The sequence below is a fragment of the Microbacterium sp. NPDC008134 genome (genome assembly GCF_042957055.1).
Lineage (GTDB): Bacteria > Actinomycetota > Actinomycetes > Actinomycetales > Microbacteriaceae > Microbacterium.
The window spans coordinates 254,243-267,231 of record NZ_JBIBHO010000001.1; the positions used below are offsets into that span (position 1 = coordinate 254,243).

Sequence of the window (12,989 nt, forward strand, 5' to 3'; positions counted from 1 at the left end):
AGCGGCCGGTCAGACCCGCCCTCCTAGGGTGGGAACATGGCCGGAATCGAATGGGAATCCTGGATCGGAACCGTCGCAGCCATCGGCATCGCCCTCGCGGTCGCCGCCGCCACTTTCGCGATGATGTGGCTGCTCAGTGTGCTCGTGAGCCGCAAGGTGCCGTGGGTGCGCGAGCTGGCGCACCGCGCTCGCGGCGCCCTCTTCACGACCGGGGCGGTGGTCGCGGTCTGGATCGCCTGCTCGGTCTCGGAGCCGGCGGGGGCCGAGTGGTGGCCCGCCCTGTCGCGACTCTTCCTGATCGCGACGATCCTCGCGGGTTCGTGGCTGCTCGGTGCGCTCGCGTCGTTCGGTTTCGAGCGACTCATGGCGCGCGAGGAGGCGGGTCGGGTCGGCCCCGACGCGCGACGGCGCAAGACGCAGCTGCTCGTCATCCACCGTCTCGTGCTGGTCACGATCGCGGTGCTGGCACTCGGCACCGTGCTGTTCACCTTCCCCGAGATGCGTGCGGTCGGCACGAGCCTGCTCGCCTCGGCCGGAATCGTCAGCATCATCGCGGGTCTCGCCGCGCAATCGATCCTGGGCAACCTCATCGCGGGGGTGCAGGTCGCGTTCACCGACGCGATCCGGGTCGGCGACGTGGTCGTGGTCGAGGGCGAGTGGGGCCGCGTCGGCGAGATCAACCTGTCGTACGTCGTCGTCTACATCTGGGACGAGCGGCGCCTCGTCGTGCCCTGCAGCTACTTCACGACCACTCCGATCGAGACGTGGACCCGGCGGTCCGACGCGATCCTCGGCGTGGTCTTCATGGATCTGGACTGGCGCGTGCCGATGGACGAGTTGCGGGTCGAGTTCGCCCGGATCGTCGAGGCGTCGCCGTACTGGGACGGACGCTCGTCGAGCGCAGCGGTGACCGAGGCGCAGGGCGGATTCGTGACCGTGCGCTTCGTGATGTCGTCGAAGGACTCGTCGGATCAGTGGGACCTGCGCTGCGAGGTGCGCGAGAAGCTGATGACCTGGCTGCAGCAGACGCACCCCGAGGCGCTGCCGCGCACGCGGGTCGCTCTCGAGGCGGGTGCGGGCGCGGGCTGACGTGGGTCGCGGTCGCGGTCGCTGGGTGCGGGGTGGTGCGGACGCGGCGCGCAGTCGGGCGGATGCCGTGGCGGGAGCGCGGTCAGGCGGATGCCGCGCGCACGGCGTCGACGAGTTCGCGCCACGGGCCCGAGACCGCGGCGTCGGGAAGCTCGCGCTCGCGTCGCTCGTGCGGAGTGCGGGCGCGGATGCTCCACATGAATCGGTCGGCCCCGGTCGAGTTCTCGGTGTCGGCATCCCAGGGGCACCGTTCGATGAGCGCGATCCAGGTGTCGGCATCGGCCGAATCGGATGCCGCGATCTCGACGCGCCAGCGACGGCTGATGCCCGCGATCCCGCCCGAGCGCACGACCGCGACGATGACTCCGGGATCACCCGACGACTCGGCGGGCTGTTCCGCGTCAGTCGGCTGCGGGGACTCGCTCATCTTCATAGACTCCCACGATCGTCCAGGCGCGTCGAGCGGCTGACGCGGTGGCCTCGTCGACGGCGGATGCCGCGGTGACGGTCGCATCGGCGAAGGCCGTGAAGTTCGCCGTGCTCGACAGCCCTCCGGTCAGCGCGCGATACCAGACGGTGCCGGCGGTCTCCCAGGCGTTGCCACCGAGGTCCCTCGCGAACACGGCGAAGGCGCGGTTCGGGATGCCGGAGTTGATGTGCACCCCGCCGTTGTCTTCGGTCGTGCGTACGAAGCCGCTCATGTGATCGGGCTGCGGGTCCTTGCCGAGTTCGTCGTCGTCGTACGCCGTGCCGGGCGCGATCATCGAGCGCAGAGCCACGCCCTCGACCGCCTCGGTGAAGATCTCGGCGCCGATGAGCCAGGTGGCGTCGGCGGCGCTCTGGCCCAGTGAGTACTGCTCGGTCAGCGCCCCGAACACGTCGGCGATCGACTCGTTGAGCGCGCCGGGCTGCCCCTGGTACTCGAGATTCGCGGTGTGCTGCACGACTCCGTGGGCGAGCTCGTGCCCGATCACCGTGAGCGATCCGGTGAACCCGCGGAACACCTCGCCGTCACCGTCTCCGAACACCATACGCTCGCCGTCCCAGAAGGCGTTGTCGTAGTCGACGCCGTAGTGCACGGTCGCATCGAGCGGCGCGCCGGCGTCGTCGAGCGAGTTGCGACCGAACGCCGAGAGCAGCAGCTCGAACGTCGCGCCGAGGCCGTCGTAGGCCTCGTTGACCGCAGTGTCGGCGACCGGCGGATCGTCTTCGGAGCGCACGACCGCGCCAGGGAGGTCTTGCGTGTTCGCGGCGTCGCTGATCGTGCGGTTCGGAGCATCCGACAATTGCGCGACGAGGTCGCCGTTCTCGTCGATCGAGAGGTCGATGCGGGCGCGGAACGGCGGCCGCCCCGCCGTGAGGGTCTGTCGTGCGGCGGCGGCTGCGCGCGGGAACCGACCCGATGCCGCCAACCGCGCGAGCAGATAGGACGGGACCACTCCGTGACGTTCGATCTGTGCGCTCATGCAGCGACCCTACGCCGGGCTTCCGACACTCGGGCAGGGTCTTGCGCTCGTCACGCCGACTCGATGCTCATCACCGTCGTGCGCAGCACCCCACCGTCGAGCGGCACCTCGTAGCGCACCGGCATGCCGGGGTGGGCGGGGGAGAACCAGTACGTCTCCATCGGGGCATCCGGTCCGTCGGAGGTGTCGTACCGCGTGCACTCGAGGCGGCCGAGCGGGATGTCGATCGCCTCCGACGTCACGGTCGTATGGTCCGCGGGGAACGCCGCGTGGTGCTGCAGATCGGCCCACGTGACCCGCGTCGTCACGACGTCGTCGGCGTTCTCGGCGAACCAGGCGTGGAGTGTGGCGCCCTCGGCATCCGTCTGCTCGAATCGGTTGAAACGCTCGTGCTGCGACCCGTCCGGCGACTCCACGAAGAGGCGGATCGTCTTGCCGACCCCGGTTGCCGCGCGGATCTCAACCGCTGTGAACGGCGTCGGCAGCAGGCCGGGGCCGAGGATATGCGCATCAGTGGGCATGCAGACATTGTGCTCCTGTCGGGTGGCTCGGGTCGAGGGCGTACCCAGCTCAGGAAGAACGTGGGTCAGGATGCCGTTCCGAGCCGATTCCACCCCGGAACACGTCGATCTTCCTGAGTTGGGCACAGCGCCCCGCCCGAGACCGCCCCGCCCCCGCAGGGCAAGCCCGGGAATCTCGCGTAAAATCGGCACAATGACCGATGCGCCTCTCGACGAGCCCGACACCCGGGCCGACCTCGGCCCCGGCATCGACCCCGACGATCTCGCCACCACCCTGCGCGTGCTCAGCGAACTGCACGAGATCGACAACGAGCATCCCGACTTCGTGGCCGTGCGCCACGCGACCGCCGCGATGTTCAAGGCCGTCAAGCGCGTGCGCCGCAAGGAGATCCGCGACGCGATCGCCGAAGCCGACAAGGCCGTCGTCGCCCGCACCGCCACCGGCGCCCCCGACCGCATCGACGACGAGACGCGCGGCAACGACCTCGCCACGAGCGTCGTCGACGCCCCCATCGCGGGCGAGCTGCTCAAGCCCCGCAACTGCTACATCTGCAAGCAGCCGTACACGCTGGTCGACGCGTTCTACCACCAGCTCTGCCCCGACTGCGCCCGCTTCAGCCACGGCAAGCGCAACGCCCGCACCGACCTCACCGGCAAGCGCGCACTGCTCACCGGGGGTCGCGCGAAGATCGGCATGCACATCGCGCTACGGCTGCTGCGCGACGGTGCGCACACCACGATCACCACGCGCTTCCCGCGCGATGCCGTGCGCCGCTTCACCGCGCTTCCCGACTCGGCCGACTGGCTGCACCGCCTGCGCGTCGTCGGGATCGACCTGCGCGACCCGGCACAGGTGATCGGTCTCGCCGATTCGGTCGCGGCCCAAGGGCCGCTCGACATCCTCATCAACAACGCCGCGCAGACGGTCCGGCGCTCGCCGGGGGCGTATTCGCTGCTGGCGGATGCCGAGTTGCAGCCACTCCCCGACGGTCCTCTCCCCGAGATGGAGACCTTCGGGCACACCGCCGATCCGCACCCGCAGGCGCTGCAGGCATCCGTCGATGCGCACCCGCTGCTGTCGGTCGCCGCCCTCGGGGGAACCGTCGCCGAACAGGGCGGTCAGGCGCTCACCGCCGAGGACCTCGCCCGCGTGGCGATGGCGCCGGGGTCGTCGTCGCTCGAGAAGCACGCCGACGGCTCCGCGATCGACGCCGGGGGCCTCGTGCCCGACGTCAACCGCGTCAACAGCTGGGTGCAGTCTGTCGACCAGGTCGACCCGCTCGAGATGCTCGAGGTGCAGCTCGCGAACACGACCGCGCCGTTCCTGCTGATCAGCCGCCTGCGGGCATCGATGGCGGCATCGTCGGCGCATCGCAAATACGTCGTGAACGTGTCGGCGATGGAGGGGCAGTTCTCGCGCCGGTACAAGGGGCCGGGGCATCCGCACACCAACATGGCGAAGGCCGCGCTCAACATGCTCACGCGCACCAGCGCGGGCGAGATGCTCGAGAAGGACGGCATCCTCATGACCGCCGTCGACACCGGCTGGATCACCGACGAGCGCCCGCACTACACGAAGGTGCGCCTGGCCGAGGAGGGGTTCCACGCCCCGCTCGACCTCGTCGACGGCGCCGCCCGCGTGTACGACCCGATCGTGCGCGGCGAGGCCGGCGACGACATCCACGGCGTGTTCCTGAAGGACTACGAGCCCAGCCCCTGGTGAGTTCGTTTCCACCTTCGAATCGCTCACTTTGCGCTTTTCGGGGGTGGGAAACAGCAAAGTGAGCGATTCGAACCGCGGGTGGGGGGGCGACCCCAGGCGGATGCCGTCAGCGGCGCTCGAGGGTGGCGGATGCCCAGGCGCCGAGGTCGTCGAGGATCGGCAGGAGTCCCTCGCCGCCGGGCGTGAGTGCGTAGGAGACCGTGACCGGTGGGCCGGCGTCGACCGTGCGGGCGACGAGCCCGGCGTCGGCGAGTTCGGCGAGGCGATCGGAGAGCACGGTGTCGCTGATGCCTGCGACCGCGCGGCGCAGGGCGACGAACGTCGAGGGACCGGCGCCGAGTGACGACACGATCATGCCGTTCCAGCGCTTTCCGAGCACGCTGAAGGCGAGTGTGACGGCGGCGTCGCACTTCTGCAGATCGTGCCCGATCTCGGCCATGTCCTCATTCTAGCGTGCTACGTTAACCGATGTCGCTAAGAAAAACCGAGCGACTACGAAAACGAGAGGTTCCATCCATGTCCCTGTTCCGCCTCGATGCGAGCATCCTTCCCGCGTCGTCCGCCAGCCGGTCGCTCGCCGACCTCGTTGAAGCCGAGTGGACCGCGTCGCACCCCGACTCCACGGTCACCCGTCGCGACCTCGCCGCCGACCCCGTGCCCGCGACCGCCTGGGCGGATGCCGTCACCGGCGGTTTCGTCGACGAGGCGCAGCGCACCCCCGGCCAGGTCGAGGCCCGGACCCTCGCGACGTCGTTCGCCGACGAGCTGATCGGCGCCGACGCGCTGCTCTTCGCCGTGCCGCTCTACAACTACGGCGTCTCGCAGCACTTCAAGACCTGGTTCGACGTGGCGTACACCGACCCGCGCATCGACCCGACCGGCACCGCGCTGCGCGGCAAGCCGGCCACCCTGGTCACCGTGCTCGGCGGAAACTACGCGCCCGGCACCCCCAAGGAGGGCTGGGACCACTCGACCGGATGGCTGCGCCGCGTGCTCGAAGACGTGTGGGGTCTCGACCTGCGCGTCGTGGAGCGTCCGTTCACGCTCGTCGGCGTGAACCCGGCGCTCGACGCCTTCGCCGACACGGCTCGCGAGCTCAAGGAGAACGCCGAGACGGATGCCCGCACCTACGGGCGCGAGATCGCGGCGCTCCGCGGCAACGTCGCCTGAGGCGGGAGCGCCCGCTCGTCTGCACGGAGACTTCCCGTTTGCACGGAGTCTTCGGTGGTTTCGTCGTGCAGGTGTGATCGAGCCGTGCAGACGAGCGGTGCGAGGTCGCGAGAACTGGGTCGCTGAGCTTGTCGAAGCGTCCCGTCGCGTCGGTACTTGCACGTGTGATCGGGCCGTGCAGATGAGCGGTGCGAGGTCGCGAGAACTCGGTCGCTGAGCTTGTCGAAGCGTCCCACCGCATGTGCACCTGCGGGCGACCTCGGGGCGGGACCCTTCGGCGGGCTCAGGGACCCAGTGGGCCTCGGGGAGGGACCCTTCGTCTCGCTGCGCTCGCTCAGGGACCGGGTGTCGTGGGGCGTCTCGTTCAGCAGCCGGGGGCGGTGGGTCGTTCGGTGCAGGTGTGTTGGACGAGGGCGGTGTGGGCTTCGTAGATGCGTATGGTTTGGGTGGGTCCGGGGGTGGTGAGGGTTCCGGTGAGGGGGATGTATCCGGTGCCGAGGTCGATCTCGGCGGTGTAGTGGATGGTGACGGTGGTGTCGTAGGTGCCGCGGTCGTCGTATACGTGACTGGTCGCGGTGGGCGTGAACTGGGGTTGGTGGAGGGCGTCCCAGGTCGCGCCGGGTGCGGTGGTGTGGGCGGTGGTGCCGTCGCCGTAGGTGAAGTCGTAGCCGACGGGGGTGAACCGGGCGGTCAGCGGGGCACCGAAGAGGGTACCGGTGCGGGTGTGCACGGATGCTGTCGTGACAAAGTTCGTGGGCAGCCCGGCGATGCCGACGTTGCCGGGGTCGGCGGAGGGTGTCGCGGTGGCCGGGCTGAGGGAGACGAGGTCGGTGATCGAGATCGCCGGGGCGCCGGGAGCGGACGCCGGGGGGCCGCCGTCGATGCGTCGCCAGATGGCGCAGTCCGCCGACGAGTTTCCCTGTGCGACGCAGGCTTCTGCAGCGGCGATCTGTTCGGGAGTCGGCCACTGCGTCGCGGGCGCGCCCGATCCGGCAGGGGCCGACGAGCCGGATGGTGCGGAGCCGGGATGCTGCGGCTGAGGTTGCGTGCCGGTCACGGTGACGGAGGAGCCGTCATTCGAGCATCCAATCGTCGATCGTTCTGCCGCGGTGCAAGTCTTGACGTGCATTGGTGGAGCCTGCGGCACGACAGCGAGCGAGAGCGTGAGGATTGCTATCGTCATCGGCTTCAGCACGACTCGTCCTCGACCTGATCTGACGAGACCAGCTTCAGCTCGTCGCCGTGCATTTCGAGCACGAGGTCCAACGCGTACCTGTCGGGCCGGTCAGATGGAACCAGGGAGTTGCCTTCCGAGTCGGTGAAAGTCGTCGCGCTCACGTCGTCGCACGTTCTCGCTTCGACAGTCGTTCCGTTGACGAACGCGGTCGGTTCGAACCACACCACGGTCATTTCCCCACCTCGCAAATAGCCTTCCGCGTGCATCTCCGACAGTGACTTTCGCTCGCTCGATTCGTAGTCGTCGGCGGTGTACTCGAGCGCGATCTCGAATGTTTCCGGGCTCCGAAGATCGACTTCGTTGAAGGCGTCGATGTACGCCCGGTACACCTCTTCCGCCGCGGCGAACGCCTCTTCTTCGCTCGCGAAGGCGGGCGTCGGAGTGGGGGAGGGCTCCGGGGTGGGCGCGCAGCCGGACAGTGCGGCGGTGGTCAGGGCGAGAGCGAAGGCTACGGCGGGGTATCGGGTCGAGAGCACCGCCATAAAGTAGCCCGATTCCGAGCGCACCCTCGGGAGTTATCCACAGGGACTCGCGGCGGGGCCCTTCGACAGGCTCAGGGACCCAGTTTCGTGCGGCGGGGCCCTTCGACAGGCTCAGGGGCCCAGTGAGTCAGGGCCCAGTGAGTCAGGGGCCGGGCGGGCGGGGGAGCCACACTGTCGCGATGAGGCCGCCGTCGGGGCGCGGGGTGAGGACGAGGGTCCCGTCGTGCGCGCGCACGATGCGTTCGGCGATCGCGAGGCCGAGTCCGACACCGACGTGGTCGTCGCCGCGGGCGCGCTCGGCACCCCGCTGGAACGGCTCCACGAGCACTGCCACGCGATCAGTGTCGACGACCGCACCCGTGTTCTCGACCACGACCGCCAACGCCTCGGGGAGGTCGTGAGTGCGCACGGCAACGCGTCCGTCGAAGTCGAGATTGTGCACGATCGCGTTGTGCACGAGGTTCGTCACGAGCTGCTGCAGCAACGCGCCCGACCCCGAAACCACAGCCGGAACCCCGCCGACCTCGATCGTCACCCCACGGCGATCGGCCAGCGGCAGCAGGGCCTCGACCGACTCCTCCGCGACGAGCGACAGATCGACCTCTTCGCGCGTGAACGACCGCCGGTCGGCGCGGCTCAGCAGGAGCAGCGCCTCGGTCAGCTCGATCGCCCGGGCATTGACCTCGCCCAACCGCGAGATCAGGGCGTCGACATCGCGATCGGGGTCGGTGCGGGCGACCTCCAGCAGCGTCTGCGAGATCGCCAGCGGCGTGCGCAGCTCGTGCGACGCGTTCGCGGCGAAGCGCCGCTCCTCCTCGACATGCGCCTCGATGCGCTCGAGCATCCCGTCGAACACGTCGGCGAGATCGCGGAACTCGTCGCGCGGCCCCTCCAGATCCACCCGATGCGACAGCGACCCCTGGGCGGCAAGCTGCGCGGCGGCGCCGATGCGTGACAGGGGCGCGAGCATCCGCCCCGCCAACAACCACCCGCCGGCCAAGCCGATCACGAGCAGGAGCACCATCGTCCACGACGCCACGGGCGTGAACGCCCGGATCAGATCCGAGCGGTTGGGCACGAAGAACCCCGCGTCGATGTTCTGATCGGGCACGTACCGCAGCAGCCACAGCCACACGACCGCCAGCAGCACGAACCCCGCCAGCGCGACGACCCCGGCATAACTGAGCGCGAGCCGCAGGCGGGCGCTCATCCCGCGAGGCCTAGGCATCGGCATCCGCTTCGGCATCTGCTTCGGCATCCGCCGTCGCACCCCCGGCATCCGTCGCGATCCGATATCCGACGCCCGGCACCGTGAGGATCACCCACGGCTCGCCCAACCTCTTACGCAGCGACGACACGGTGATGCGCACGGCGTTGGTGAACGGGTCGGCGTTCTCGTCCCAGGCGCGCTCGAGCAGTTCTTCGGCGCTCACGACCCCACCCGCCGCATCGACCAGAACCTCGAGCACCGCGAACTGCTTACGGGTGAGTGCGACGTACCGTTCGTCGCGGAAGACCTCCCGGCGGAACGGGTCGAGACGCAGCCCCGCCACCTCGAGCACCGGAGGACGGGCGCGCTCGCGCCGACGCCCCAGGGCGCGCAGGCGCAGCACGAGCTCGCGCAGTTCGAAGGGCTTGGTGAGGTAGTCGTCGGCGCCGAGTTCGAACCCCGAGGCCTTGTCGTCGAGACGGTCGGCCGCGGTGAGCATGATGATCGGGATGCCGCTGCCCGAGTCCACGATCGCTCGGGCGATGTCGTCGCCCGAGGGGCCGGGGATGTCACGGTCGAGCACGGCGATGTCGTAGGAGTTGATGTCGAGCAGTTCCAGCGCGGTGTTCCCGTCACCCGCGATGTCGGCGGCGATCGCCTCGAGCCGCAGCCCGTCGCGGACGGCCTCGGCGAGGTAGGGCTCGTCCTCGACGATCAGCACACGCATGGCTGCGATCCTACGCACCCGCGCATATCGAAAACGTATGGAGATCCGCATACGCCCCCGCAACCGGCCGGCGACTGCACTGGGGGGATGAACAGCACCACCGCCCCGCCCCTGCGTCGACGCATCATCTGGACCGTCGCCGTGATCGTCCCCGTCGCCCTCGCCGCATTCGCGGTGCATCAGTCGCTCGCCGCGGCGGGCGACATCCTCGGATCGAGCTTCACCGCCGGGCCCGGTCCCGACGCATCGTCCGGCGCCGATGACGCCGGCGCCGCGATGCCGCCACAGGGGTCGGTGATCGCGCCGAGCGACGCCGACGGCGTGATCCGCGAGGGCGACCAGCCCACCGTCTTCGACACCGACCGCGTGGCCGTCGGCAACCTCGACCCGGCGTTGCTCGATGCCCTGCAGCGCGCGGCATCCGATGCGGCGTCGTCGGGCGTGACGTTCCTCGTGAACAGCGGCTGGCGCTCACCCGCCCTGCAGCAGTACATGCTCGACCAGGCGGTCGTCAGCTACGGATCGGCCGAGGAAGCGGCGCTGTGGGTCGCGACGCCCGAGACGTCCCTGCACGTGTCGGGGCAGGCCGTCGACCTCGGCCCGCTACCGACGATCGACTGGCTCGCCCAGCACGGCGCGGCATACGGACTGTGCCAGATCTACGGCAACGAGACCTGGCACTACGAACTACGACCGGATGCCGTCGCCTCCGGCTGCCCCGAGATGTACGCGAACCCCAGCGAGGACCCGCGGATGCAGCGGTAGGGCGGATGCCGGCGCGCGGGTCAGAGGCGGTCGACGGCCGTGACCGTCACGACCGCCTGGCCGGCCTCATCGGATGCCGCGAGGTCGACGGTCGCCGAGATGCCCCAGTCGTGGTCGCCGGCGGGGTCGTCGAAGATCTGCCGCACGGTCCAGGTGGTCTCGCCGGGGGTGAGGATGAGCAACGCGGAGCTGCGGGCATCCGCACCGGTGAGGATCTCGCCGTGGTCGGCGAAGTAGCCGTCGAGAGCGTCGTCCCAGGCATCCGCTCCGAAATCCGGGTCGAGCTCGGCGAGAGCCGCGACGTCTTCGCGTGCGGCGAGCTGCACCCGGCGGAACAGCTCGTTGCGCACGAGGGTGCGGAAGGCGCGCACGTTGCTCGTGAGCCGCTTCGGGGCGGGCGGCACGATCTCGTCGGGGGAATCGACCCGACCGTTGTCGATGCCGGCCCGCAACTCCTCCCACTCGTCGAGCAGGCTCGAGTCGACCTGTCGGACGAGTTCGCCGAGCCACTCGATGAGGTCGCGCAGGTCTTCGGTCTTGAGCTCTTCGGGGATGGTCTGGGATGCCGCGCGATAGGCATCCGACAGGTACCGCAGCACCACTCCCTCGGAGCGGGCGATCTTGTAGAAGGCGACATATTCCCCGAACGACATGGCCCGCTCGTACATGTCGCGCACGACCGACTTCGGGTGCAGTTCGAAGTCGCGGATCCACGGTTGCGCGGTGCTGAACGTCTCGAACGCCGCGGTCAGCAGCTCGTCGAGCGGCTTCGGGTACGTGACCTGCTCGAGCAGTTCCATGCGCTCGTCATACTCGATGCCCTCCGCCTTCATCGCGGCGACCGCCTCGCCGCGGGCCTGGAACTCCTGCTGGCTGAGCACCGCGCGCGGATCGTCGAGCGTCGACTCGACGATCGAGATCATGTCGAGGGCGTACTGCCCGGTCGCCGCGCCCGACGCGGCCTGGCTCCCTGAGCCCGTCGAAGGGTCGAGGAGCTCGAACGCCGCGAGGGCGAACGGCGACAGCGGCTGGTTGAGGGCGAAGTTCGGCTGCAGGTCGACGGTAAGACGCACTTCGCCGGCATCCGTCTGCTCCACCACTCCCGATTCGAGCAGCGTGCGGTAGATGCCGATCGCGCGCACGGCGAGTTCTCGCTGGCGCGAGCGCGGCTCGTGGTTGTCGTATACCAGCGCGCGCATATTGCCGAAGACGTCGCCGCCGCGGCCGATCACATTGAGCATCATCGCGCTGGTGATCTGCATGTGCGAAGTGAGCGTCTCGGGCTCCGCGTCGATCAGCTTCCGGAACGAGGACTCGCCCCACGACACGAATCCGTCGGGCGCCTTCTTGCGGATGATCTTGCGCTTCTTCTTGGGATCGTCGCCGGCCTTGCGGATGGCAGCGAGGTTCTCCGACTCGTGCTCCGGAGCCTGGGCGACCACGGTTCCCGCAGTGTCGTAGCCCGCGCGGCCTGCGCGCCCGGCGATCTGGTGGAACTCGCGGGCGTTCAGTTGACGCATCTTCGTGCCGTCGAACTTCGTGAGCGCGGTGAGCAGCACCGTGCGGATCGGCACGTTGATGCCGACGCCGAGCGTGTCGGTGCCGCAGATCACGCGCAGCAGACCGCGCTGCGCGAGTTGCTCGACGAGGCGCCGGTACTTCGGCAGCATGCCGGCATGGTGCACGCCGATGCCCGCGCGCAGGAAGCGCGAGAGTGTCTTGCCGAACGCGGTGGTGAAGCGGAACGCGCCGATCAGGTCGGCGATCGCATCGCGCTGCTCTCGGGTCGCGACCTTCGTGCTCGACAGGGCCTGCGCCCGCTCCATCGCGGCGGCCTGCGAGAAGTGCACGATGTACACCGGCGCCTGGTTGGTGTTCAGCAGTTCTTCGATCGTCTCGTGGATCGGAGTCTGCTCGTAGAAGAAATGCAGGGGAACCGGGCGCTCGACACCGGTCACGGTCGCGGTGTCGCGTCCCGTGCGGCGGGTGAGATCGGACGCGAGTTCGGTCACGTCGCCGAGCGTGGCCGACATCAGGATGAACTGCGCCTGCGGCAACTCGAGCAGCGGCACCTGCCACGCCCATCCGCGGTCGGGGTCGCCGTAGAAGTGGAACTCGTCCATCACGACCTGGCCGACCGCGGCATTCGATCCCTGGCGCAGCGAGAGGTTCGCGAGGATCTCGGCCGTGCAGCAGATGATCGGGGCATCCGCGTTGACCGACGAGTCACCGGTGACCATGCCGACGTTCTCGGCCCCGAACACATCGACCAGCGCGAAGAACTTCTCGCTGACCAGGGCCTTGATCGGCGCGGTGTAGTAGCTGCGGCGACCGTCGAGCAGCGCGGCGAAGTGCGCGCCGATCGCGACGAGCGACTTTCCGGTGCCCGTCGGGGTCGACAGGATCAGATTGTTGCCCGAGACGATCTCGATGACTGCTTCGTCCTGGGCCGGGTAGAGGCGGATGCCGGTCGACTCTGCCCACTCGACGAACGCCGTGTAGACGGCATCCGCATCGGATCCGTCGGGAAGGGTGGCGGGGTCGAGGAGGGAGGCCATGGTTCTTCGATCATCCCATCCGGTGAGCGGGGTCTCTGCTC

At 69.2% G+C, this 12,989-nt stretch carries 13 protein-coding genes; 4 read left to right on the forward strand and 9 right to left on the reverse strand.

Going from position 1 to position 12,989, the window contains the following annotated elements; genetic code table 11:
• Positions 1-36: 36 nt before the first annotated feature.
• Entirely contained in the window at positions 37-1,089 is a 1,053-nt protein-coding gene (locus ACFY9N_RS01245) for a mechanosensitive ion channel family protein (RefSeq protein WP_391476392.1), read from the forward strand.
• 82 nt (positions 1,090-1,171) lie between these two features.
• Here the strand turns inward: ACFY9N_RS01245 and ACFY9N_RS01250 are convergent, their stop codons facing one another.
• The 3 genes from ACFY9N_RS01250 to ACFY9N_RS01260 are packed head-to-tail and all read right to left on the reverse strand — an operon-like array spanning position 1,172 to position 3,076.
• Entirely contained in the window at positions 1,172-1,516 is a 345-nt protein-coding gene (locus ACFY9N_RS01250; RefSeq protein ID WP_391476393.1) for a protealysin inhibitor emfourin, read from the reverse strand.
• Positions 1,491-2,555, reverse strand: a complete 1,065-nt coding sequence (locus ACFY9N_RS01255; protein ID WP_391476395.1) for a M4 family metallopeptidase — start codon at positions 2,553-2,555, stop codon at positions 1,491-1,493. The genes ACFY9N_RS01250 and ACFY9N_RS01255 overlap by 26 nt, the downstream gene beginning before the upstream one ends.
• A gap of 50 nt (positions 2,556-2,605) precedes the next feature.
• A complete protein-coding gene (locus tag ACFY9N_RS01260; RefSeq protein ID WP_391476397.1) occupies positions 2,606-3,076 on the reverse strand; it encodes a hypothetical protein in 471 nt (156 codons plus the stop codon).
• Between the two features lie 193 nt (positions 3,077-3,269).
• On the opposite strand from ACFY9N_RS01260, the gene ACFY9N_RS01265 reads away from it, so the two are divergent.
• Positions 3,270-4,799: an SDR family NAD(P)-dependent oxidoreductase gene (locus ACFY9N_RS01265; protein ID WP_391476398.1), complete on the forward strand. Its 1,530-nt coding sequence runs from the start codon at positions 3,270-3,272 to the stop codon at positions 4,797-4,799.
• Positions 4,800-4,905: 106 nt separating this feature from the next.
• Here ACFY9N_RS01265 and ACFY9N_RS01270 read toward each other — a convergent pair whose 3' ends face one another.
• Positions 4,906-5,238 (reverse strand): winged helix-turn-helix transcriptional regulator, encoded by a 333-nt coding sequence (locus tag ACFY9N_RS01270; RefSeq protein ID WP_391476400.1) that lies wholly within the window; start codon positions 5,236-5,238, stop codon positions 4,906-4,908.
• Positions 5,239-5,315: 77 nt separating this feature from the next.
• Between ACFY9N_RS01270 and ACFY9N_RS01275 the strand changes: the two genes are divergently transcribed.
• Positions 5,316-5,969, forward strand: coding sequence for an FMN-dependent NADH-azoreductase (locus ACFY9N_RS01275; protein ID WP_391476402.1), 654 nt, complete (start codon positions 5,316-5,318; stop codon positions 5,967-5,969).
• Between the two features lie 364 nt (positions 5,970-6,333).
• On the opposite strand, the gene ACFY9N_RS01280 is transcribed toward ACFY9N_RS01275, so the two are convergent.
• From ACFY9N_RS01280 to ACFY9N_RS01295, 4 genes are all read right to left on the reverse strand, one after another.
• Positions 6,334-7,098, reverse strand: coding sequence for a hypothetical protein (locus ACFY9N_RS01280; RefSeq protein WP_391476403.1), 765 nt, complete (start codon positions 7,096-7,098; stop codon positions 6,334-6,336).
• 59 nt (positions 7,099-7,157) lie between these two features.
• Positions 7,158-7,688, reverse strand: a complete 531-nt coding sequence (locus ACFY9N_RS01285; protein WP_391476404.1) for a hypothetical protein — start codon at positions 7,686-7,688, stop codon at positions 7,158-7,160.
• Between the two features lie 142 nt (positions 7,689-7,830).
• Entirely contained in the window at positions 7,831-8,898 is a 1,068-nt protein-coding gene (locus ACFY9N_RS01290; protein ID WP_391476405.1) for a sensor histidine kinase, read from the reverse strand.
• 10 nt (positions 8,899-8,908) lie between these two features.
• Positions 8,909-9,625, reverse strand: coding sequence for a response regulator transcription factor (locus ACFY9N_RS01295; RefSeq protein ID WP_391476407.1), 717 nt, complete (start codon positions 9,623-9,625; stop codon positions 8,909-8,911).
• A gap of 87 nt (positions 9,626-9,712) precedes the next feature.
• Here ACFY9N_RS01295 and ACFY9N_RS01300 point away from each other — a divergent pair, with 87 nt between their 5' ends.
• Entirely contained in the window at positions 9,713-10,390 is a 678-nt protein-coding gene (locus tag ACFY9N_RS01300; RefSeq protein WP_391476408.1) for a M15 family metallopeptidase, read from the forward strand.
• 20 nt (positions 10,391-10,410) lie between these two features.
• Here the strand turns inward: ACFY9N_RS01300 and ACFY9N_RS01305 are convergent, their stop codons facing one another.
• Positions 10,411-12,948 carry a DEAD/DEAH box helicase gene (locus ACFY9N_RS01305; protein ID WP_391476410.1) on the reverse strand — a complete coding sequence of 846 codons (2,538 nt, stop codon included), beginning with the start codon at positions 12,946-12,948 and terminating at the stop codon, positions 10,411-10,413.
• Positions 12,949-12,989 lie beyond the last annotated feature (41 nt).